15 protein-coding genes and 1 pseudogene are annotated in these 24,642 nt (G+C 58.7%); all 16 read left to right on the plus strand.

Features of this window, described 5'->3' with window-relative positions; all coding sequences use genetic code 11:
* The first annotated feature begins 42 nt into the window (after window positions 1-42).
* Window positions 43-414 (plus strand): response regulator, encoded by a 372-nt coding sequence (locus PLH32_15115; GenBank protein HQJ65941.1) that lies wholly within the window; start codon window positions 43-45, stop codon window positions 412-414.
* On the plus strand, window positions 411-3,395 hold the full coding sequence (locus PLH32_15120; GenBank protein ID HQJ65942.1) for a carboxypeptidase-like regulatory domain-containing protein: 2,985 nt from the start codon (window positions 411-413) through the stop codon (window positions 3,393-3,395). The genes PLH32_15115 and PLH32_15120 overlap by 4 nt, the downstream gene beginning before the upstream one ends.
* Before the next feature lie 79 nt (window positions 3,396-3,474).
* Window positions 3,475-5,757 (plus strand): T9SS type A sorting domain-containing protein, encoded by a 2,283-nt coding sequence (locus tag PLH32_15125; GenBank protein ID HQJ65943.1) that lies wholly within the window; start codon window positions 3,475-3,477, stop codon window positions 5,755-5,757.
* 127 nt (window positions 5,758-5,884) lie between these two features.
* Window positions 5,885-8,386 (plus strand): glycoside hydrolase family 88 protein, encoded by a 2,502-nt coding sequence (locus tag PLH32_15130; GenBank protein HQJ65944.1) that lies wholly within the window; start codon window positions 5,885-5,887, stop codon window positions 8,384-8,386.
* A 17-nt stretch (window positions 8,387-8,403) separates the two neighbouring features.
* A complete protein-coding gene (locus PLH32_15135; protein ID HQJ65945.1) occupies window positions 8,404-9,660 on the plus strand; it encodes a DUF4861 domain-containing protein in 1,257 nt (418 codons plus the stop codon).
* Between the two features lie 15 nt (window positions 9,661-9,675).
* Window positions 9,676-10,506, plus strand: coding sequence for a 5-dehydro-4-deoxy-D-glucuronate isomerase (gene kduI, locus PLH32_15140; protein ID HQJ65946.1), 831 nt, complete (start codon window positions 9,676-9,678; stop codon window positions 10,504-10,506).
* Window positions 10,507-10,524: 18 nt separating this feature from the next.
* Window positions 10,525-11,280: a 2-dehydro-3-deoxy-D-gluconate 5-dehydrogenase KduD gene (kduD, locus tag PLH32_15145; protein HQJ65947.1), complete on the plus strand. Its 756-nt coding sequence runs from the start codon at window positions 10,525-10,527 to the stop codon at window positions 11,278-11,280.
* 112 nt (window positions 11,281-11,392) lie between these two features.
* Complete coding sequence (locus PLH32_15150; protein ID HQJ65948.1) at window positions 11,393-12,667, plus strand: lactate racemase domain-containing protein; 1,275 nt, start codon at window positions 11,393-11,395, stop codon at window positions 12,665-12,667.
* 105 nt (window positions 12,668-12,772) lie between these two features.
* Window positions 12,773-13,873 (plus strand): sugar kinase, encoded by a 1,101-nt coding sequence (locus tag PLH32_15155; protein ID HQJ65949.1) that lies wholly within the window; start codon window positions 12,773-12,775, stop codon window positions 13,871-13,873.
* A 151-nt stretch (window positions 13,874-14,024) separates the two neighbouring features.
* A complete protein-coding gene (locus PLH32_15160) occupies window positions 14,025-15,398 on the plus strand; it encodes a DUF5123 domain-containing protein (GenBank protein ID HQJ65950.1) in 1,374 nt (457 codons plus the stop codon).
* A gap of 28 nt (window positions 15,399-15,426) precedes the next feature.
* Window positions 15,427-16,779: pseudogene (locus PLH32_15165) on the plus strand (pectate lyase).
* Window positions 16,780-16,806: 27 nt separating this feature from the next.
* Entirely contained in the window at window positions 16,807-17,106 is a 300-nt protein-coding gene (locus PLH32_15170) for a FlgD immunoglobulin-like domain containing protein (protein ID HQJ65951.1), read from the plus strand.
* Window positions 17,107-17,200: 94 nt separating this feature from the next.
* Window positions 17,201-20,428 (plus strand): TonB-dependent receptor, encoded by a 3,228-nt coding sequence (locus tag PLH32_15175; protein ID HQJ65952.1) that lies wholly within the window; start codon window positions 17,201-17,203, stop codon window positions 20,426-20,428.
* Window positions 20,429-20,551: 123 nt separating this feature from the next.
* Window positions 20,552-22,702 carry a hypothetical protein gene (locus PLH32_15180; protein ID HQJ65953.1) on the plus strand — a complete coding sequence of 717 codons (2,151 nt, stop codon included), beginning with the start codon at window positions 20,552-20,554 and terminating at the stop codon, window positions 22,700-22,702.
* 23 nt (window positions 22,703-22,725) lie between these two features.
* Window positions 22,726-23,736, plus strand: a complete 1,011-nt coding sequence (locus tag PLH32_15185; GenBank protein ID HQJ65954.1) for a PorV/PorQ family protein — start codon at window positions 22,726-22,728, stop codon at window positions 23,734-23,736.
* A 53-nt stretch (window positions 23,737-23,789) separates the two neighbouring features.
* Complete coding sequence (locus PLH32_15190) at window positions 23,790-24,617, plus strand: rhamnogalacturonan acetylesterase (GenBank protein HQJ65955.1); 828 nt, start codon at window positions 23,790-23,792, stop codon at window positions 24,615-24,617.
* Window positions 24,618-24,642: the final 25 nt, after the last annotated feature.

The raw sequence follows: 24,642 nt of genomic DNA on the forward strand, positions 1-24,642 counted from the left end.
GTTCACCGGCAGAACATCCTCATTTCCATCCTGTGCAGGGCCATGAAAGAACTCAGGACGCTGATCATCGACGACGAATGGCTCATCCGCCTTGAACTCAGGCGGATGCTTCAGCCGCTACTGAACATCCGTATCGTCGGCGAGGCGGCCACCGTCGCGGAGGCTGTCCAGCTTGCGGAGACACAGCATCCCGATCTCGTTTTTCTCGACCTGCAGCTGGGGGATGGTTCAGGACTCGATTTTCTCAACCAGTCGCAGGCTTCCTTTTCGCTGATCTTTATCACCGCCTTCGAGTACACGCTTCCCAAGCTTCTCCCGCGTCCACCGCTGGCCTGCCTGGCCAAACCCATCAATAAGGAAAAACTGTTCGCTGTACTACATGCTCTGCAAAAAGGTGAAGGAGTACAGGTATGAACAAATGGTTACGCTTGACCGCTCTCTCTCTGTTCGTTTCACTATCGGCGCTTTACGCCCAGGGTACCCTGACTGGCGTGGTGCTGGATAGTGCCAAAGCGGATCCCCTCATCGGCGCCAATGTCTATCTGGTCGGGACGGCTCTTGGCAGCGTCACCGATATCGAGGGTAAGTATCGTATTGTCAACGTGCCGGAAGGCAGCTATACCTTGCGCATCTCCTATATTGGCTACCGGACCCGGAATCTCCGGGTTCAGGTAGCCGCCGGCCAGACCCTGCAGCGTAACATCCGGCTGGTTTCGGATGTCGCCAAGGGCATCAGCGTGGACGTCACCGCCCAGGCGATCGGCCAGGTGGCGGCGATCAACCAGCAGATCAGCGCCAAGACCATCGTCAATGTGATCTCGGAGGAGAAGATCCAGGAGCTGCCGGACGCCAATGCCGCCGAATCGATCGGCCGTCTGCCAGGCGTTTCGATCCTGCGCTCCGGCGGCGAGGCCAACAAGGTGATCCTGCGCGGCCTTGAGGACAAGTTCACGGTCATCACCGTCGACGGTGTCAAGATTCCCCCCACCGATGCCACCAGCCGCGGCGTCGACCTCAGCACGTTGTCGCAGAGTTCGCTTGCGGGCATCGAGCTGTATAAAGCCCAGACCCCTGACAAGGACGGCGACGCCCTGGCAGGCAGCATCAATCTGGTCACTAAAAAGGCTCCGGAGAACCGGGAACTCCGGTTGACGATGAAGGGTGGTTACAATCGGCTGGAGAAATCAGCCGAACAGTATGATGCCTCCTTCCATTACGGCGAACGCTTTTTCAACAGCCTGATCGGCGTCCAGCTTGCGGGGAATCTCGAAAGACGCGTCCGCAGCAATGAACAGATCGATGTAAATTATAATCAGAGCCTCGACTTTGGCCGGGATTATTTCATCAACGATTTTTCGGTCGAGTATACCGACGAAGTGCGCAAGCGGGGCGGGTTCAGCGTGCTGCTCGACTGGAACACGCCGGACAACGGCACCATCAAGCTGAATAATGTCTTCGGCCAGACCAACCGCGATTACTTTTTTGCCACGCGGGATTATCCCTCCAACGGCGGCGGGAGTCAGCAGGGCAATCCCACCTTCGACTATCGCGACCGGGAGCAGGAGATCAACACCTTCACCAGCGCGCTGACCGGCGACAACCATCTCATCGGTTTGAATGTCAAGTGGGGCGTTTCCTTCGGCCAGTCCAAGGGCAATTTCCCCTATGACTATCAGACCATCTTTGTCGGTGTCGATGCGATGAAGTATTCGCCCATGTTTCATGACCATCCCGAGCGGCTTATCGACTATGCGAACACTAACTATTCCGATTTTGGCTTGAATTGGGCCTACAACCGGGGTCAGCGTAACCTCGACAAGGAGCGCACGGCCTCACTGGATATCGCAAGACCCTTCACGCTGACACCCTTCCTCTCCGGTGAACTCAAGGTGGGCGGCAAGTACAAGATCAAGGACCGCAGCAACTCCCGGTTCGAGGATTTCACGCCCTACTATCTCGGCAAATGGCAGCCCTACGAGATGCTACCGGATGGAACCTTCCGCAACAAGAATTTTGCCGGCACCCCGTTTGAGAATTGGGCCTCCAAGGCGATCAGCGGCAGCGGCATTGCCATCGACCAGTTCTTCCAGGATCCGGTTTCGCGAAAAATCTACGGCAGCTACGACCTGATGCCGATCATCGACAAGGATCGGATGCGGCAGTGGTACGAACTCAATCGGTACGGCATCGACAAAACGAAAAATGTCCATGAGGTCTGGAATAATCCCCTCTATGAATATGACGACTATAATATCACCGAGCGCGTAGGGGCGGGCTACATCATGGGCACCCTGAATTTAGGGCAAATCGCTACGGTAATCGGCGGCGTCCGGATTGAACAGGAAGATAATGATTATCTCGCCGGCTATATGCCAAAAGCCTCTTCCGGATTCCCGATCTCGCCGAATGCAGTCCGGGATACGACCTCGGACGCCTCGCAACAGGTTGTCCTGCCCAATGTCAATGTCGCATTTGCGCCCTTCAGTTTTATGAAGCTGCGCATGGCCGCCTTCAAGGCCCTCGCCCGCCCCGATTTCAACATGCGCCTGGACCGCTATATCGCCGGCCGAGGCGCCGAGGTCGGCAGCAATTTTGAGGTGATGGTCGGCAACCCCGACCTGAAAACCGCCGACGCCTGGAACTATGAGGTCAATCCGACCTTTTTCAGCAAAACCATCGGCCTGATCTCGCTCTCGGCCTACTATAAAGAAATCAATAACATGTATCACATGCTCAACGATTTTGGCACCACCGGCGATACCCTGATCCAGCGCTTCGGCATCAACTGGGCAAGCCAGATGCTTGGCACCTCGTACAGTCTGACACTACCCTATAACTCTCCCAAACCGACCAAGGTGTGGGGCTTCGAGTTTGAACACCAGGTCAACTTTAATTTTCTGCCGGGCTTGCTGAAGAATATCGTCCTCTCCTATAATGCCTCGGTTGTCCGTTCCGAAGCCTATATATATACCGCCCGTCTCGATTCGGTGTTCTATGATCCACCCGGTCCGATCAAGGGCAGCTGGAAAAAGTTCAATGCACTGGACGAGGACAAGCGGAAACTGGAAAACATGCCCGAATTCTTCGGCAACATCGCCCTGGGTTATGATATCGGCCGCTTCTCGGGCCGGATCTCGCTCTACCATCAGGGGGAGCATAACGTCTCCTACTCGGCCAGCGGCCTGAGCGATGTGGTCACTAACGCCTACACCCGCATCGATCTCGCCCTCAAACAGGGGATCACCAGGAATATTGCCCTTGTTCTCAACGTCAACAACCTGACGGATGTCGAAGAGGGCAACTCGGTGCGCAACCGCGTCCGCAATTGGACGCTGTTCAACCAGAGCGAAAAGTACGGCACTACCGCTGACTTTGGCGTCACGATGAACTTTTAATCCAGTCAGGAGGTGATGAAGGCAAGCCATTGCGAGCAGTCTCAATCCACGCACCATCATCCATCAAAAGGAGGAACACATGCGCTTTAGAGTCATGACATTGCTGGCTTTCGCGCTGTTCTGCGGGGCGTTTGCACTGTTTAGCCAGGACGTGATCGTGCCGATCATGCCATCGGACGGCAGTGCGGCCCTTATGGTCAACGCGCAGGTAGCTGCCGACACGGCTGGCCGCGGATTCAGAGCAGACCGGATCTATGAATTCAAGCGCGGCGAGATCTATCTCCAGAATGCCACGCTGACGGTTCCAGCCGGGCAGACCATCCGTTTCCGCGCCAGTGCAGGCGAGGGCCCGAAACCTGTTATCTATCTTTGGCCGACTGGTACGGGCTCCAATCCCACCCGTCCACCAGGATGGAGCATCAGCCTAAACGGCGCCCATGCAGAGGTCAAAGGCATCTGCATGACAGGTATTTACGAATACGAGCCCACGGCGGCCGATAATATGCAGGGTGGGCTGATCCAGACTCAGACGGCCGAAGGCGGCAGCATCGTGGTCGATGACTGCATCTTCTCCAACACAAACGGCAACCACATTAGGACCAATACCAGCACCAAAAAGGTAATCGCCACCAATTGTATCTTCGCCAATATGGGCAACCTGGTGACCTCCAATTTTGGCGCCGGCAAGGCCTTCGACCTTCGCGACGTCGCCTGCGATTCGTTCGTGGTCCGCAACTGTACGTTCGTTAATTATCAGGACCGCCCCATCCGTCACTGGAATGCCACCTCGACCAAGCCCATCATCCACGGCCTGATCGACCACAATACCTTTGTCAACGGTATGGGCTTCCACGGCTTGCTGTCGCTCGGCGGTGTCGGCAAGGATATGACCATCACCAACAACCTCTTTATCGATGCCTTCGCCCTCGGCGAAGATTCAACCGATGTCACCCGCGCTGCGGAATGGGCCAACACCGGCGAAGTCTATGCCAACGGCAACAACAAGATCACCTGGATCTTTACGTCGCCCAATGACACCACCAAATGGAAGGTGAGCAACAACTATTGGACCATCAGCGATTCCGGCTGGGCCTTTTTGAATGCCTTCAAATTCGGTCCGGCCAATCCGCTTTCCGCTCATATCCAGAATAAACTGGGCGCCGGTGCGGCTACCGCGTTCACCTATCTGGATCTCAAACCCGCCAAAATCCCGAAGCTGATGACCAACCTGATGCGCTGGTATGAATCGCCCACCGGCGGCAACAAGACCAAGGACAAGGCCAATTATGTCCGCGCGCGCGACGATTTCGACCGCCGTTTCATCGAATTCTTCCGCGACACCATGGATGTCTCCTATCCGACCTCCTCGGTGGCCTATATGGGCGGCGAAAATGGCATGCCCGCCGGCGATCTCAACTGGTTCCCTGACAAGAAGGCCCAGTGGCAGGAACTGGCTGCGGCCACACCGATAGCCGAGGCGCGCATCGATGCCAACAACGATTTTATCGCTGACCTCAAAGGCCAGATCGTTACCCTTGTCGGCACGGTCACTTCCCCCAACTACCGTCCCGGCGGCCTGCAGTATTATATGCAGGATGCCACCGGCGGTATCAATATCTTCGCCAGCTCCGTGGTCTATGATCTCAAGGTTGGCGATGTCATCAAGATCACCGGCAAGATCGATCAATACAATGGCCTGGTCGAGATCGTCCCTGCGGCGGCCACCGATATCGTCACCCTGAGCCGCGGCGCTGCGGTTTCCCCGCTGCCGATGACCAAGGCCGACATGAACGAGGCCACAGAAGGGGTGCTGGCGATGCTGTTCCGCTATCGGCTCGTCGATGCCACCAAGTGGCCGGCTGCCGGCAAGAATGCTACCGTCCAGTTCACCAACGGCACGGATGTCGTCGATGTCTACATTGACAAGGATGTCGATATCGCCGGCACAACGCCGCCGGCCGGCTGGGTCAATCTCGTGGGCAACATCGAGCAGTTCACCACCGCGACTCCGGCCAACACCGGCTACGAGATTCGCCCCCGCGGAGTGGCGGACTTTATCCTCATCACCGGCGTCGCCGAGAATGATGGCAGTCTGCCGACCCATTATGCCCTGTCTCAGAACTACCCCAACCCCTTCAACCCGGTGACCACCTTTGCTTTCGACATGCCGGAAAATGGCGATGTCCGCATCGTGGTTTATGACCTGCTGGGCAAGGTAGTTGCGACCCTGCACGACGGCAAGCTTGCCGCCGGTTACCACAAGTTCAATTTCAACGGCGTCAGTGTCCCGAGCGGCATCTATTTCTATCGCGTCGAGAGCAAGAATTTCTCCGACGTGAAAAAGATGACGCTCGTCAAGTAGGTTCCATTGCCCTCAAGGTGCGAGGAGGTGGGAGTGCACCCGCCGTCTCGCACCTTTCTTTTTATCCATGGCGGGGAGCGCCCGCTCCCCGTTTTTATTACAGCCTCACATGCTGGACAGGTGTCTGATGAATCTCCTTCGCAAGCCCTCTAATTATGCCCCGGCTGCGGTATGCCTCCTGGCCGCGCTGACTCTGATGGCGCATGCCGGCGCGCCGGCCCCCGTTGCGGGCTGGGAGCAGGTGCCGCTGATTCTCGAGCGCATCGCACCGCCCGCCTTCCCGGACCGGGATTGGGACATCACCCGGTTCGGGGCGTTAGGCGACGGCCACAGCGACTGCACCGAGGCCATCCGCCGGGCGATTGCGGCATGCGCCGACTCAGGAGGAGGACGGGTGGTCGTCCCCGCAGGCACCTTTCTCACCGGCACCATTCATCTCCGTAGCCATGTCAACCTCCATCTCGCCAACGGGGCGACGTTGCTTTTCAGCACCGACCCGGCCGCCTATCTCCCAGTGGTCTTAACGCGCTATGAAGGGGCCGAGTTGATGAATTACTCCCCCTTTATCTATGCCTATGGTCAGGAGGATATCGCCATCACCGGCAGTGGCACCCTCGATGGCCAGGGCGAAGCAGGCGGCTGGTGGACCTGGAAGCGCATTGAGGAGAGCACAGTTGCGAATCGCCCGTACGGCGGAGAATCGGACCGCGAGCGCCTGGTGCGGATGAATCGCGAAGGCACTCCCGTGGCCGAACGCGTTTTCGGACCGGGCTTTCATCTCCGCCCCAATTTCATCCAACCCTACAACTGCCGGAATGTCCTGATTGAAGGTGTCCGTATTGTGAATTCCCCGATGTGGGAGATTCATCCAGTGCTCTGCACCAACGTCATCATCCGCGGGGTGCACATCGACAGCCACGGTCCCAATAATGACGGGTGCGATCCGGAGAGCTGCCGGGATGTGCTGATCGAAGCGTGTTATTTCGATACCGGCGATGACTGCATCGCCATCAAATCAGGGCGCAATGAGGACGGTCGCCGCATTAATGTGCCCAGCGAGAACATCATCATTCGCGGTTGTCAGATGAAGGAGGGCCACGGGGGCGTGGTCATCGGCAGCGAGATCTCGGGGAGCTGCCGCAACGTCTTCGCCGAGGATTGCACCATGGACAGCCCCAATCTCGAGCGGGCTCTGCGCATCAAGACCAATTCATACCGCGGCGGCGTGGTAGAAAACATTTATATGCGCAACATCCGCATCGGCGAGGTCAAGGAGGCGGTGCTCCTCGTCGATTTTAACTATCAGGAGGGCGACGGCGGCCGGTTCACACCAATAGTCCGCGACCTCCAGTTGGAACGGGTTACCAGCCAGAAAAGCCGGCATGCCCTCCATCTTGTTGGCTACGAACGCTCCCCCGTCCGCAATATTCTCATCACCGACTGCCGTTTTGACGGGGTGGAGCGAGGCAACGTCCTCGAGCAGGTCACCGGGCTCAAGATGGAACGCGTTCTCATCAACGGCCAATCCGCCGATACCCCGGCCTCTTGGGCGGAGAAAATGGCTGGCTCGGTGATGCATCGCCGTCCCGGTGCCTACGATGACTGGGATTATGTGACCGGCACTGTACTCACCGGTATCGAGGCGCTCTGGCGCGCGACCGGCGATCCGCGCTATTTTGACTATATCCGTAGCACGGTGGATTCCGTAGTCAGCCCGCTCGGTGCCATCGCCGGGTATAAAGCCGACGAGTACAACATCGATGAGGTGCGCGAGGGGACACTCCTGCTTTTCCTTGCCAAGGAGACCGGTGAGCTGCGATACAAAGTCGCTGCCGACCTCCTCCGCCAGCAGCTGCGCGAGCAGCCGCGCACCCGCTCGGGCGGCTTCTGGCACAAACAGCGCTATCCCTGGCAAATGTGGCTCGACGGTCTCTATATGGGCAGCCCCTTTTATGCCGGCTATGGCGTCCGCTACCATGAGCCTGCGGATCTGGATGATGTCGTCCGTCAGTTTACCCTGATTGACCAGCACCTGCGCGACCCCCGGACCGGCCTCTACTTTCATGGTTGGGACGAGAGCGGACAGCAGAGCTGGGCCGATCCGCGCAGCGGTTGCAGCCCAAGTTTATGGGGCCGCGGCGTCGGCTGGTACGCCATGGCCCTGGTCGACGTCCTCGACGATCTGCCCTCCGGTCATGCCGGCCGTGATTCGCTGCTACAGATACTCCGCCGCCTCGCACCGGCGCTGGCCCGCGTTCAGGATCCCGGGACCGGCCTCTGGTGGCAGGTCCTCGACCAGGGCGGCCGTGAGGGCAACTATCTGGAATCCTCGGCCTCGGCGATGTTCGTCTATACGCTGGCCAAGGGGGTACGCCTCGGCTACCTCGATGCGGAGTGGATGAAAACCGCCGAAAAGGGTTTTCGGGGTATTCTCACAGCTTTTATCCGGGCCAACCCCGATGGCACATACTCGCTGACACACACCTGCAAGACCGCCGGACTCGGCTATGGCCGCGACGGCTCTTACGACTATTATGTCCACCAGACCGAATACGGCGATGACGATGGCAAGGGTGTGGGACCCTTCATCCTCGCCAGTGTCGAGATGGAACTGCTCCGCAAGAAATGAGCTGCAAGGAGTACACCATGAAAAAATTCGCTACGCTTCTCCTGCTGTCTGCGGCGTTGCTGTCGGCCTGCACGGCCCAGGTCAGCGACAAGATAAAAAAGGAGTACCCGGCTGCCCTGACACTCCACCTGCGCAATCCGCTCCCTACCGCTAGGATGGACGAGATCGTGGCCATTCCGCTCGAGCAGGTTAAGGTCAGGGCTGCCGATTTTAATCCCCGCGCCATCCTCCTGATAGCCATGGGCCGGGAGGTACCTGCGCAGCACGATGATGCTGACGGCGACGGCACGCCGGACCGGATTCTCGCCAACCTCGATCTGCGCGGCCGCCAAAAGGTCAAATTGACCATCCGCTATGCCCGCTCCGGGGTCAAGGAGCGCATCTATACCCAGCGCACCCAGGCGGAGCTCTCCGCCAAATTCGGCGGTGACTGGAAGGATCACAAATACCTCGGCGGGACTTTTCACAATATCGATGCCATCACGGTCCCCAAGGAACATACCGACCACTCGGGCTATTTCCGGTATGAGGGTCCGGGCTGGGAATCGGACAAGGTGGGCTACCGCTTTTACCTCGACTGGCGCAATGCCACCGACCTCTACGGCAAAAAGACCACCGCGCTGGTCCTGCAGAATGTCGGCCTCGACGGTTTTGAATCTTACCATCATATGGCCGATTGGGGTATGGATATCCTCAAGGTAGGCGACGCCCTGGGGATCGGCACCATCGCGTGGTGGGACGGTCAGAAAGCCAACCGGATTGCAGTGACCGACAGCGTCCGCTGCCGCATCGCCACGGTGGGGCCGCTGCTGTCGCGCATCCGCACCGATTATTTTGGCTGGAAGGCCGGTCCGAACACTCTCAACCTGCATAGCGACCTCTCCATCTGTGCCGGCAGTCGAATGACCCGCCATCTCGTGATGATCCATGGCGGGATCGACAATCTGTGCACCGGTCTGGTCAAGCTGCCCGATACCGAACGGATCCCGCCACCGGCGGCAGGAGAGTATACCTGGCTGGCCACCTGGGGGGTTCAGAGCCTCAACAACGACCATCTAGGCATGGCGGTGCTGTTCCGCCGCTCTGACCTGATGGAAGAAACGGAGGACGGCCTCAATCACGTTGCGGTTCTCAAGCCGGAAGGTGGCCGCCTCGAATACTATTTTCTCGGCGCCTGGGCGCTTGAACCCGGCGGCATCACGACCCGGGAGGCCTTTGCCACCATGCTGGCTGAAACGGCCGCCCGGCTGAATAACCCGGTCATCATCGAATAGGAAGGAAGAAGGAGAATGCAGGTACGCTATGTCGCCGACGCGGTACGTTTTCAGCGGATGACCACCGCCGAGCTGCGTCAGGCCTTTCTGGTGGAGGCGCTGTTTCGACCGCAACAGCTGCAGTTGTTCTATATCGAGGTGGACCGTTGTATCCTGGGCTCGGCGGTGCCGGGAGCTGAACCCCTCGCTCTGCAGTCGGCCCGGGAGCTGGCCTCCGACTTTTTCTGCCAGCGCCGTGAACTCGGCGTGCTCAATATCGGCGCCCGGGGTGCGGTGACGGTCGATGGCCAGCGCTTTGCGATGGACCCCAGGGACGGCCTCTACGTCGGCCGAGGCAACCGCGAGGTCCTCTTCACCAGCGACCATGCCGACGAGCCCGCCCTTTTTTATCTCGTCAGTTTTCCGGCACATGCCGCCTATCCTGTGCGCCACGCCCGCTGGGCGGACGCTGAAGCCCAGAGGCTGGGCTCGACGGAAAGTGCCAATGCCCGGACCATCTATCGCTATATCCACCCGCGCGGCATCCAAAGCTGTCAACTGGTGATGGGTTTCACCGTGCTTGAGCCGGGCAACGTCTGGAATACCATGCCACCGCACACGCACGAGCGCCGCATGGAGGCCTATCTTTATTTCGACATGGACGCCGAGGCGCGCGTTTTTCATCTGATGGGTACGGCGCAGGAGACCCGGCACCTGGTTGTGGCCGATCGTCAGGTGGTGATCTCGCCGAGTTGGTCGATCCATTCCGGCGTAGGTACCAGCCGTTATACCTTCTGCTGGAGTATGGGCGGTGAGAACCAGACTTTTGAAGATATGGACGGCATCGAGATCGGCGATTTACGTTAATCTGGAGTAAACATGATTCTGGACAAGTTCCGATTGGATGGCCGGGTGGCCATCGTCACCGGGGCTGCGCGCGGGCTCGGGCAGGGGATGGCTCTTGGGCTGGCCGAAGCGGGGGCGGATATCGTCGCCGTAGATATTCTGGACTTGGCGGAAAGCCGCGACAAAATCGAGGCTTTGGGGCGGCGCTGCTGTCCGGTCACCGCCGACCTTTCCCGCAAGGAGAGCACAGCGGAGATCATATCGGCGGCACAAGCCGCGATGGGATCGATCGATATCCTGGTCAACAACGCCGGCATTATCCGCCGCCAGCCGCTGCTTGAATTCAGCGAAAAAAACTGGGATGACGTCCTCGATATCAATTTGCGCAGCCTCTTTTTCCTGAGCCAGGCGGCGGCGCGGATCATGGTCCAGCAAGGGCGCGGTGGTCGGATCATCAGTGTGGCTTCGATGCTCTCCTTCCAGGGAGGGATCCTGGTGCCTTCCTACACGGCGGCCAAGAGCGGGGTGATGGGACTGACGCGCGCCCTGGCCAATGAGCTCTCGCCGTACGGCATCACCGCCAACGCCATCGCGCCGGGCTATATGGCAACCGACAACACCGCCGCACTACAGGCCGATCCGGTGCGCAACAAGGCGATTCTTGAGCGTATCCCGGCCGGCCGCTGGGGCACGCCGGAGGATGTGCAGGGGGTGGTCGTCTTTCTCGCCTCCGCCGCGGCGGCCTATGTCACCGGCTATACCATCGCTGTCGATGGCGGCTGGCTGGCGAGATGAGAGACTATCTCACAGAGGCGCGGAGGCACAAAGGGCGAGAAAAAAGCGCAAAGGAGTGGTCTCACTCCGTGTCTCCGTGAGAAATTATTTTTTCTTGGGAGAAAACCGACTGATGCTTTTATTTGCCAGGGGATCCGTTACCGACGTGCTCGATGGCGAAGCTCTGCGCGAGGGGCTCTTCACCGCCCTCGACAAACTTGGTCCACGCCGGCGGGTGATCGCCCTGCCGCCCGATTTCACGCGGTTTCATTCGCGCGCCGGTGAACTCACCGCTGCTGCGCGGGAATACTATGGCCCTAACCTGACCGACGTTCTGCCGGCCCTCGGCACCCACAAGCCGATGAGCGACGCCGAGATCGCCGCGATGTTTCCCTCCATACCAACCCGGCTCTTTCGGGTGCACGATTTTCGCCACGGCTTCGAGACCCTGGGCGAAGTTGATGCCGCCTACATCCGCGAGATATCAGAAGGGAGAGTGGATTACGCCTGGCCGGCCCAAATCTCCCGTTATATCGCCCGCAGCAAACATGACCTGATCCTCTCCATCGGACAGGTGGTGCCGCATGAGGTGGCGGGCATGGCCAGCTACAACAAGAATATCTTCGTCGGCACCGGCGGCGCCGAAGGCATCAACAAGAGCCATTTTATCGGGGCCGCCTATGGTATGGAGCGCATTATGGGGCGGGCGGATAACCCGGTGCGCGATGCCTTCAATTATGCCTCTCTTCATTTTGCCCGTCATCTGCCTATTCTCTATGTGCTGACGGTCATCGGCAAGGGAAGCGCAGGCAATCTGGTCGTGCGCGGCCTCTTCATCGGTGATGATGAGGAGTGCTTCCAGCGCGCCAGCGCCCTCTCCCTCCAGGTCAATTTTGAGATGCTTGATCAACCGCTCTTCAAGGTGGTGGTTTATCTCGACCCGCACGAATTCAAGACCACCTGGCTGGGAAACAAGGCCATCTACCGCACTCGTATGGCCATCGCGGATGGTGGGGAACTGGTCATCCTCGCCCCCGGACTCCGGGAGTTCGGCGAAGACGGGCAGATGGACAAGCTCATCCGCAAATACGGTTATTATGGAACACAGCGCGTCCTTGAAGCGGTGCAGGCGAATGCGGACCTGCAGGAGAACCTGGGCGCTGCCGCCCATCTCATCCACGGCTCCTCCGAGGGACGGTTCTCCATCACCTACTGTCCCGGTCACATGACCGCCGAAGAGATCACCGGGGTGGGCTTTCGCCATGCCGACCTCAAGAAAATGGCCAAACGCTATCCCTGGGAGATTCTCCAGGACGGCTGGAACCGCACCGCCGACGGCGAGCGCTATTTTTACATCTCCAATCCCGCCCTGGGCCTCTGGGCGGTGGCGGAACGGTTTACATCATAACAGCGCTCACAAAGACATGGAGGCACAAGGATAAGAGATGATAAGTCGGTTTTTCTCAGAGTGCCGCTGTGCCTCCGTGAGGACATTGTAATGGATAAGGCCAGTATGAGTTCACTATTGATCAAATCCCCCGGCCACTGCCGCTATGACGCGATCTCGCTTGGCGAAGTGATGCTCCGTCTTGACCCTGGCGAGGGGCGCATTCATACAGCACGTGCCTTCCGCGCCTGGGAGGGCGGGGGAGAGTACAATGTCGCCCGCGGACTGCGCCGCTGCTTCGGGATGCGCACCGCCGTGGTCACCGCCCTTGCTGACAATCCGGTCGGACGGTTGATTGAGGATTTCATCCTCCAAGGCGGAGTCGATACCGGCTGGATCCTCTGGGTTCCCTACGACGGCATCGGCCGCTGCGTGCGCAACGGCCTCAACTTCACCGAGCGCGGCTTCGGGGTGCGCGGGGCGGTCGGCTGTTCAGATCGCGGTCACACCGCCGCCTCGCAGCTCAAGCCCGGCGAGATCGATTGGGAGGAGCTTTTCGGCGTCGAAGGTGTGCGCTGGTTTCATACCGGCGGCATCTTCGCCGCCCTCTCTGAAACCACCGCCGAGGTTGTCCTCGAGGCGATGAAGGCGGCGCGGCGTCACCGGACGGTCATCTCCTACGATCTCAATTACCGCCCCTCGCTCTGGAAAAACATCGGCGGCGTCGACCGGGCGCGTGCGGTCAACCGTGCCATTGCCCCCTTTGTGGATGTCATGATCGGCAACGAGGAAGATTTTTCTGCCGCCCTGGGGCTGGAGGTCGAGGGAGTCGACGACATACTGGTTGATCTCGACGTGAGCTGTTTCACGAAGATGATCACCCGCGCCGTGGCCGAATTCCCCAATTTCAGGGTGGTCGCCACCACCTTGCGCGGGGTCCGGAGCGCCGGCCTCAACGACTGGGGGGCTATCTGCTGGCACGACGGGCAGTTTTTTGAGGCCCCGCAGCGGCGCGGCCTCGAGATCTTCGATCGCGTCGGTGGAGGCGACAGCTTCGCCTCGGGTCTGATCTATGGCTTTCTCAGCGGCGGCGACGCCCAGCGCGCTGTCGATCTCGGCGCAGCCCACGGCGCCCTGGCTATGACCACACCCGGCGATACCTCCATGGCAACCTTGCAGGAGGTCGAGCGCCTGGCGGCCGGCGGCTCCGCCCGTGTGCAAAGATGATAAAGTATTTCTCACGAGGCACGGAGAGAAGGCAGCAGCATCCTCAATAGACAGGTTCTTTCAAGCCTTTTACCTGTGGGCCGCTGTGACTCTACCTCCGTGTGGAAGGTCATGGGATCCAAATCAGATCACATTAACAGGGAGAAGTGATATGAGAAAACTGCTATGGATTGCGGTCGGCCTCATCGCCTTAGCCGGAATGGCCTTCGGCCAGAACTATGTCGATGTCACCCCCGGCGACGGCACACTCTCGGCCGCCCTCGCCGCGGCCAATGACAGCGACGTTTTTCGTCTCATCCCCGGCGCCGAGTACACCGAATCGGTCAACAAGACCCTCGGCACGGTTGTGGACAAGCGCATCGCCATCGTCGCCGACGGCGATGGCTCGATCAAACCCGTCGTTAAAATCCTCACCGATCCCGCCGAAGGCACCTGCCAGTTCTTCCAGGTCGGCAACAACGGCTCCCTGCTCTTGGCGGGCCTCGAATTCGACGGGGCAGTCAACAACAGCAAGTCCGTCTCCTACTTGGCGCGCTGCTACATGGGGGAAACTCCGGCTCCGGCCGCTATCAAAAAGATCCATCTCGAGAGTTGCGTGGTCAAAAACTTGAAGGGCAATGTGATCGATGGGGCCAATACCAACCTGGCTGGCAACGTCGTTGTCGACTCCACCATCGTCAACAACTGTATCGTCCATGATACCTATACCCTGGTACATTATAAATATGCCGCCTCCAACTACATCCAGGTGACCAATTCGACCATGTATAACATCACCAGCTATGGCATGCGTATCGCCGGGTATGGTTACACGGTGCTGACCGAAACCCCGGAAGTCCATATTGATCACACGACCTGGTATAACATAGGGCTGACTGATTTGCGCGAGATCATCCTTGCGGAGAAAGGATTGACTACCTATTTCCAGAAACCCTGGTACATAACGAATTCCATCTTTTCGACACAAACAACGTGGGAGACCAGCAGTAAAACGGCCATCAACATCAAAGAGACTCTCAATGACAATATGGCCACCATCACCAACATCTGCATGTGGCAGCTAAGCTCCAAGAAAAACTGGCTCAAGCACACTGTAAAGGACACCATTCGCATGGATCCCGGCTTCGCAGACCCGGCCAATGGCGATTTCACCATCCCGGCCGGCTCGCTGCTGCTCACCTACGGCAGCGACGGCGGTCCGGTCGGTGACAAGCGCTGGACCAACAACGCCTCGGCGGTGGCGCAGCCCGGACTCCAACCCGCGGGGTTCCAACTGTCGCAGAACTACCCCAACCCCTTCAATCCCGCCACCACCATCACCTTCAGCCTGCAAGCGGCGGGTTTGGCAAAACTTGCCGTCTACGATGCGCTCGGACGCGAGGTCGCGGTGCTGGCCCAGGGGATCCTCTCCCAGGGCCGCCATGCTTGCCGTTTTGCAGCCGATGGCCTGGCCTCTGGTCTCTATTTCTACAAGCTCACAGCAGCCGGCCAGGTCTGGACGAAAAAGATGGTGCTGATGCAGTAAGATTGGTGTAAAGACGGGATAGGAGTCGATGGCAAGAAAGAGCAGAGTAGCGATCCTCGGTTTCATCCTGGCGGCGGGCGTGATGAGAATGCCCGCCCAAACCCCCGCCTTTCCCGGCGCCGAGGGGGCAGGGCGTTATACCAAAGGCGGCCGCGGCGGTTCAGTCTATGAGGTGACCAACCTCAATGACAGCGGCCCGGGTTCCCTGCGCGAGGCGATCAATAAGGGAGGTGCCCGGACTATCGTCTTTCGCGTCTCCGGCACGATCCGCCTCAGGTCCGAGTTGAATATCAAGAATGCCTGGCTTACAGTCGCCGGCCAGACTGCCCCAGGCGATGGCATCTGCATCGCCGACCACGACGTCCAGATCAGTGCGAATCAGATCATACTGCGCCACCTGCGCCTCCGCCTCGGCGACTCGCTCAAGACCGAGGAGGATACGATCTGGGGGCGCTATCATAAGAACATCATCATCGACCACTGCTCGGCCAGTTGGAGCGTCGACGAGTCCATGTCTTTCTACGACAATGACAGCCTTACCATCCAGTGGTGCCTCATCGCCGAAAGCCTCTATCTCTCGACCCATCCCAAGGGCGCCCACGGCTATGGCGGCATCTGGGGCGGCCGGAATTCCAGCTTTCATCATAACCTCTTCGCGCATCACTCCAGCCGCACACCGCGCTTTGCTGGCGGCGAGACCGCCAGCTGCGTCAATGTCGACTACCGCAATAACGTCATTTATAACTGGGGTTTCAACAGCGCCTACGGCGGCCATGGCGGCACCATCAACATGGTGGCCAATTACTACAAGTACGGCCCGGCCACCAAAAGCGGGGTGCGCTACCGCATCGTCGAACCCTCGGATGGCAAGGGGAAATGGTACATCGAGGAGAATTACGTCACCGGTTCGCCGGCCATCACCGCCGACAATTGGGCGGGCGGTGTGCAAGGCGCTTACGGGGCGGAATCCTTGAGCAGGGCGTACGAACCCCATCCCTTTGTGCCTATCACCCAGCACGCCGCCACGGAGGCCTATCGGCGCGTGCTCGAGTACGCCGGGGCGACCCTGCCGAAGCGGGATGCGGTCGACAGCCGGATCATTCAGGATGTGATCAACGGCACCGCCACTTTCGAGGGCTCCGGATACAAACGAGCGAACAGTGTTCCCGATCCTTCGCTGATCTGCGGCATCATCGATTCGCAGAATCAGGCCGGTGGCTGGCCCGAACTGTTCAGTCTACCGGCCCCGGAGGACGGCGATCATGACGGGATGCCCGATTACTGGGAAAACGCCAACGGTCTCAATCCCGCCGATCCCGGGGACCGCAACCTCCTCAACTCCGAGGGCTATACTCAACTCGAGCTCTACCTCAACAGCCTGACCGGAGCCACGACCGGGGTGGAGGAGGTGCATCCCGCGGCAAAGCCGGCGAATTTCACGCTCGCGCAGAATTATCCCAATCCCTTCAATCAGGGGACGACTTTACAATTCACTCTTCCGGAGGCGGGCGAAGTGGAAGGGACGATCTATGATGTGGCCAGCCGCGTCGTGCGGCGGATGAGAGGCGGTATATTCACCGCCGGGACCCACTTCTGGCGGTGGGACGGCCGCGATGAAGCGGACCGGCCTGCCGCTTCGGGACTCTATCTCGTTCGCCTCCGCTTTCGACAACAGCACAAGGTTATCAAACTGCAACTCCTGCGCTGAACAGGACTGCTGTCGTCCAGACCGCTCGCCAGCGAGCGCTAGAGAAGGAGTACCTATGGGATTAACTGGATCGTGGAGCAGGAGGGGAACGTGTGTGGTGCTGTTCCTCCTGTTCGCCCTTGCCGGCGTCCAGGCGCAGACGCGCAGCCGCATTAGCGGCACGGTCAAGGATGCCGCGAGTGGAGAGGCCCTGCCCGGTGTCAATGTCGTCATCGACGGCACCTCTCTCGGCGCCATCACCAACCTCAAGGGCGATTATATCATCATCAATGTCCCGGTTGGCACGGTCACCGTCCGGGCTTCGATGATGGGCTATACGACGCAAAAACTCACCGAGGTGATGGTCTCTTCCGATCGTATCGCCCGGGCGGATTTTGTTCTGCGGCAGACGGTTCTGCAGGGGAGCGAGGTCGTGGTTCGAGCGCAGCGGGATGAGCTGCATCTCGAAGTCTCGAATACCCAGATGGTGGTCAGTGACGCCCAGCTTCAGGACGCCACCGGCATCCGCGAGGTGAATGCCTTTCTCACCAAACTGCCCGGCGTCTCGACCGATAACGGCTACTTGACCATCCGCGGCGGCTCCGCCGATCAGACCGGGATGCTCGTCAATGGTCTCTCCTATATCAATGCCGCGGCCGGTAATGCCGAGACCAGTATTCCCCTCAGCGCCATCGAGCAGATCTCTCTGATGTCCGGCGGCTATAATGCCGAATACGGCAACTTCCGCTCCGGTCTCATCAACGTCAGTACCAAATCCGGTTCAAAAAACGCTTACCACGGGACCCTCAGTCTTTCGCGGGACAACACCCACCTCCGCCGTTTTGGCGGCCCTTTCTACGACAGCCGAAGCCAACCACTGCGCGTCTATCTCGACCCGGCGGTCGCTTTTGTCGGCACCGCGGAGGCGTGGAAGGATAATCCCTATCGGCGCCAGCAGTACCCAACCTTCACGGGCTGGAACACCGCGGCGGCCAATTTCAACAAGGGCAATCCCAAGATCCCGGCGAGTCCGCTTGATTATTACCTCTTGGCGGCGTGGATGTTCATGGCCGTCCCCGATTATGCAGGGCTCGAACGGGCGGGTATCGACATCAGCGGCATCACCGCCAAACAGCGCGCCCTCTTCGCGAAGCACCGGATGGAGGAGGAGGGGAGCGACTGGAACATCGACGGCGGTTTTGGCGGCCCGGTGCCTCTGATCGGCCGCTACTTCGGCAACGCCACTTTTTATCTTTCCAACAACTCGCAGTCGCGCCATTATATCATGCCTGTGGTTCGTAAGACTCAGGAACTATACACCACCCTTGCCACCTTGCGCAGCCAGCTGCTCGACAATCTCACCATCACCTTGAACGGCCTGCACAAGCGACAGCTTGGCGTGAGTCCGATCCGGCCGGCTTTCGGGGATTTTCCAGATGCCAGCCGCTCGGGCGGATTCATGCCTCTTGATAACATCCGCAATTTCAAAAACAGCGGCGATAGCTATGCTTATTGGTTCGATCCGCCCTTTTTCCCGCAGATTGATCAGACGACCATCATGGGCGGCGTGACGATTAATCATGTGCTGAGCAAGAGCCTCTTCTATGAACTCAGCCTCAGCGGCATGCGCATCAAGAACCACTCGGACAAGGGCGACAACCGCGACCAGACCATACTCACCCAGTTCGGTCCCTTCCCGGTCACCGAGATGCCCTATGGCAAGTTCATGCAAGGGACAAACAAGATCAAGGTCGACAGCACCTATACCTATACCTATCCCAGCTATGATGGCCTTCCCGGAGTGCCCTACCGCTTCCGCCGCAAGGAGGGCGATCTTTACGACAATACCCGCGTCGGCCAGTATCGCGCCAAATTCGACCTCGCCTGGCAAGCCGACACCCGCCATTACCTCAAGGCCGGGGTGGAGTACAATGATATTGATATCAAGAACAATCTCTGGCAAAAGTGGAACGAGAATTACTACAACGCCTACGAGTTCAACTACCATCGCACGCCGAGCCAGACGGGTCTTTACCTTCAGGATCAGATCACCCTGGAATCGATGATCGCCAATCTGGGCCTGCGATACGATTACTACTACGGCGGCGGCGGGCTCTGGCCGACCGGCGATGCCTTCGCTACCGAAGCCTTCACCCCCCAGACCTTCGGCGAGGATTCCGTGCTCTTCAATTATCTCGAATCGGGCCGCTCCTGGATCTGGGACAGCTGGGTGGCCTATGATAAGGAACACCCCGGCTTTCTCCAGAAGATCAGGAATCATCAAACCTTCAGTCCGCGGCTCGGCATCTCCTTCCCGGTTTCGGACAAATCCAAATTCTACTTCAATTATGGCCATTTCCGCTCCAACCCGCCCTACTACACCATGTACCTCTACCGCTATCGCTACACCAAGAACGGCCTCTATGACATGTCCAACCCTAATCTGGAGCCGCCGCGCACTATCTCCTATGAACTGGGCGTGGCCTATAATTTTTACGACGCTTTTGTCGCCAAGATTTCGGGCTACTCGAAGGATGTCAGCGGTCAGCATGGTCAGGTCACCTATACCAACGCGGCCGGCTCAATCAACTACGACGCCTGGTCCAATAATGAGTATGAGGATATCCAGGGCATTGAAATCAACATCAGTAAAAGCGATGGCGGCTGGATAAACGGCTGGGTTAATTTCAACTATGCACTGAAGAAATCGGGACTGACCGGCCGCGAGACCATCACCGACGTTACCATCAACAACGATCAGGAAGGGCTCTACGCCGGCCAGGAGACCAGTTCGTTGCCGCTGCCCAAGGTCAACGCCAACCTCACCCTCCGCGCGCCCGAGGCATTCGGGCCAGCGCTCCTTGGACTTCACCCCTTCAGCGGCTGGAACCTTACCCTCTTCGGCGAGTGGGAACGGGGAGATTATTTCACCTTCAACCCCCTGAGCGAACTCCATGTTAGTGATAATATGCGCTGGCCGGACTACTACATGATCGACCTCAAACTGACACGGACCATCAAATTCGCCGGACTGCAGACCACTGCGTTCATCGATATCAATAATCTGTTCAATTTCAAGGTCAATTTCATGAGCCGCGGACTCCCGTTCGACAGCGCGGTCAATGATCAGTATTACTACTTAGCTTCGCTGCGGCTGCCGATGTATGATTCGGACCAGTACGACGCCTTGCGCGCCACCTATCCCGGCTATTTTCTTGCCGGCAACGACAAGATCGGCGATTTGCGCTCGGCCAGGAAACCTTATATCAATGATCCCAACTTTACGATGTGGCTCTATGGGCAGCCGCGCGATATCTGGTTCGGCCTACGTTTTGCTTTTTAAGCAACACTTTTCTCACAGGGTACAGAGACCCCGATAGAAACATAGGCATCCCTGCGCCCCCTCTGTGCCTCCGAGCCTCTGTAAGAGATGTCTCTTGGCAATCTTCAAAACGTGGAGCGTTGCATGCGTAAAAAAACTGGTAGATCCTCGCGCATGATCTGGTTTGGCTTGTTTTCCATTTTCGCGGCCTCTTCAGCGTACGCCCAGAAGGCCCCGGAGCTGGAGACCGCCCTCATCAAGACTAACCGGGTATGGACCGGCGTGACCGCCAGCGGCGCCAAGGGCAGCTTTGACTACCGCGCCGGATTCTTCCCCAATGATTTCGATATCATCGGCGTACGCGGCCAGGAGCAGGATCTCTGGGCCGGCGCCGGCTTCAAACTGGCTACTACCAACTGGCGCGACCGCATCGATACCCTGCACGCCGTCGCCATCTACGGCCCCACCAACGACTTCATGCCCAACGGAAAAGTCACCGAACGGATTACCAACTACCTGCGCTATAAATATACCGCCCAGACGATCGATTTTCAGCCTGTTACCCTCGATCTCTTTGGCACCCAGGATCCCTCCAGATTCGGCGACCTCACCTGCGACCAACTGGTCCAGGTGACCACCGAGAACATACTCGGCGTTCAGATCAAACGCAAAATCATGGCCTGGGCCCAGACCTTCAACGATGACTATCTGATCCTCGACGTCGAATTCACCAACACCGGCGGCGATTCGCTCAAGGAGTTCTATATCAACGTCGAATCGAACGGAGCCAATACCTACCGCTCCAATGGCTCACGGCCGGCCCCGGGAACGGGCGAGTCTTTCAGTACCGTCACGACCTGGCAGCACTATTACGGCGGCCGCGTGGGCGACAGCCTGCGGGTCTTTTATGAGTACAGCGCTGACGATCCGGCGGTCCCCGGCGACTTGATGGGCGCTCCGGTTACCTCCCAGAACGGCCGTCTTATCAACCCGAAATTCGTATGGTATTCAATCCTCCACGCCTCCGGCGCGCCCTATACCGACGCCGCTGATGATCGGGACGATTTCCTCCAACCCCGAATCACCTACATGGGCACCGCGACCAAGTTTCCCTACAACAGCGAGGGGGATGAGTACGGCGACAAAAACTTTTGGGCGCTACGCGGCGCCTACTCGGAGTTCTTCCCGATGAGCGGCCCCACCTGGCCCGGATCCCTCCACGCCGGTAACACCGATGAACAGGGCAATCCCAGCTATGCCGCGCATCCCGCGGGCACCATCCAGGCCAATAACTCCAAGATGTATTGCACCTTCGGACCCTATTCGTTCAACCCAGGCCAAAAGCTCCATCTGGTTTTCGCCAGCGGCTTTTCCGGCCTCGATACCCGGACGGCCAAAGAGGTGGGGGCGAAATGGAAAAACGGCACCCTGCAGGATCCGCCTGGTCTCCCCGATCCGCGCACCGGTTTCCTCCCGGCTAACTTTGCGTTCCCCATCGATGCCACGGAAATCGATATGCGCAAGGACCGCTGGGTGAGTACCGGCATCGACTCGCTAATGAAGAGCGCCTGGCGTGCAAAATGGAATTTTGAAAAGGGCTATCGAATCCCGGCGGCTCCGCCTCCGGCCGAGTCGGTCACCATCACCGGCCTCGGCACCGGCGTCGAAATCCGCTGGACGGCTACAGCCGCTGAGAGCCGCGCTGATTTCGCCGGCTACCGCATCATGCGCCGCCTCTCCAATCTGGATACCCTCTTTTTCGAAGCGATTTATGACAGCGGCCCCGAAGACAAGGCCACCGAACACCTCTTCGTCGACAAGAAGGTGCTCATCGGTGCACAATATTACTACTACGTCCAGTCCAAGGCTCGGATTGCCGTCGACGATCCCCTTGCTGATCCCCTTTCACGAGGCCGCATCATCTACAGCAGCCGGGTAATGGAACCGACGATCAACTGGATTAATCCGCCGCATTTTTCCCAGAACGATCTTGCCAGAATCCGTATCGTGCCCAATCCCTATAATATAAACGATCCGCTCCTGGTCAAACAGGGATGGACCGACCAGCGCGGTATCCAGTTCTACAATCTGCCCGGCAAGGTGACGATCAAGATCTTCACCGAATACGGTGACCTGGTCCAGACTATCGAACACAATAGCCCGGTCAGCGCCGGGTACGAGATCTGGGACATGATCACCCGCAACCAGCAGGTGATCAGCAGCGGCGTCTATATCGTCGTCTTTCAAAAACCCGACGGCGAGACCGCCTATCAAAAATTCATGGTTGTCCGGTGATCCGGAATGAGGAGAGTGTGCGCATGAGACCCGTCAAATTTATGTTGATCTTCTGGATTTTTCCGGCCCTGATGGTGGTGCAGGCCCAGGTGGGTCTGAAGAAAGTGGCCCAGAGCACGATGAACTTTCAGCAGGTCAGCCTTTCGGCCAAAGCCAGCGCCATCGGCGAGGCGTTTTGCGCCATCGGTTGCGGCGCCGAGGCCATCTTTTATAACCCGGCTGGCGTGGCCGAGTCCGGCAAACACATGGACCTTGAATTTTACGCCACCCGTTGGATCGCGGATATCAATTATATGGCCGGAGCTTTTGCCTGGGATATGGGACGTTTTGGCGCGGTCGGTCTCTCCCTGCTCAATGTCGATTATGGCGATATCTATACCACTGCGCTGCTCGACGCCTCCGAAAGCGCCCTCTATCCCGCGGGATACAAGGATACCGGGCTGGCGGACAATGCCGGCGCCTGGTCGATAGGTCTCAGCTACGGCCGGGCCATCAGCACCCGCTTCATGATCGCCGGGACCATGCGTCTTGCCGGTCAGAACCTCGGTACCACGGCCATGGCAAGCGGGCTCAAGGAGAACAACGCCACCAAACTGGTCTTCGACGCCGGCGTCAAGTATTATACTGGCATTAAAAGTTTCCGCTTCGGCATGGCCATCCGTAACTTTGCATCGAACCTCAAACGGGAGGAGATCCGCGAGCAGCTGCCGCTGACCTTTACGATGGGGGCGGCTATGAACCTTTTTGACCTGATCCTGCCCGGGAGCGTCACCGGGCAGCAGCTCACTCTGGCCATCGATTTTGTCCATCCCAACAACTATACCGAACGGGTGAACGCCGGCCTCGAGTATCTCTTCATGAATCGTATGGCACTCCGTGGCGGCTACCAGGGCAACCAGGACATCGCCTCGTGGTCGGCCGGTTTCGGTGTGTGCACGAGTGTGGGCCGGAGCGATCTGACCGTGGATTACAGCTGGTCTTTTATGAACACCTTCGATGATGTCAGCCGTTTTTCGCTGGGGGTCAGCTTTTGAAACGACTGGCACCCTGCTTATCGGTCTTCTGACCGCCGGTGCAGGAGTAGAGAATGCGCATCGGGTTGAAAACAATCCTCTGCGGCGGCATACTGTTTCTCAGCGCCTGCTGCACCATACACACCTGGCATCAGGCGCCGACGGTTTTGCGCCTTATCGGTGATTCGACTATGGCCGACAAACCGGTCGCGGAGACCCCCGAGCGCGGCTGGGGACAGCTCTTTCCGCAGTTCTATCGGGCGGACATCCAGGTGGTCAATTATGCCAGAAACGGTCGCAGCACCAAGAGCTTCATCGCCGAGGGACTATGGGCTAAGGTTCTCGCCGACCTGCGCCGAGGGGATTATCTCTTCATCCAGTTCGGCCATAATGACGCCAAGAGCTCGGATACGTCGCGATACGCGGCGCCGCACACCACTTACCGTGCCAATCTGATCCGCTTTGTGGAGGAGGCCCGCGCCTGCGGCGCGCAGCCGATCCTGATCACCCCGGTTGCCCGGCGTTACTTTTCGCCCGAGGGCATTCTTCAGGACGCCCATGGTGAGTATCCCGGCGTGGTCAAGGAAGTCGCAGCCCTATACAAGGTACCTCTCATCGACCTTCACGCCAGGAGCATGCAACGGCTCGCGGAACTCGGTCCGGAGCGGTCGGAGCGCCTTTTCATGCGCGTGCCGCCCGGGCTCTTCAAGGCCCTGCCGGATGGCAAATCCGACAATACCCATTTCATGGAGGAGGGAGCGGTCGAGATGGCCAAACTGGTGATCGCCGGTCTGCGGGAGATGAACCACCCCCTGATCCGCTATTTCAAACCCGAGGCTGGGTGGCCGCAGCCGCAGCCGCCGTCCTGGCCGATTCCTTTGGCAACTACGCCTAAACCCTGAACCATGGTGTATCCTAAAACCAGGA

It is taken from the genome of bacterium (genome assembly GCA_035419245.1).
Classification (GTDB): domain Bacteria; phylum Zhuqueibacterota; class Zhuqueibacteria; order Residuimicrobiales; family Residuimicrobiaceae; genus JAKPUX01.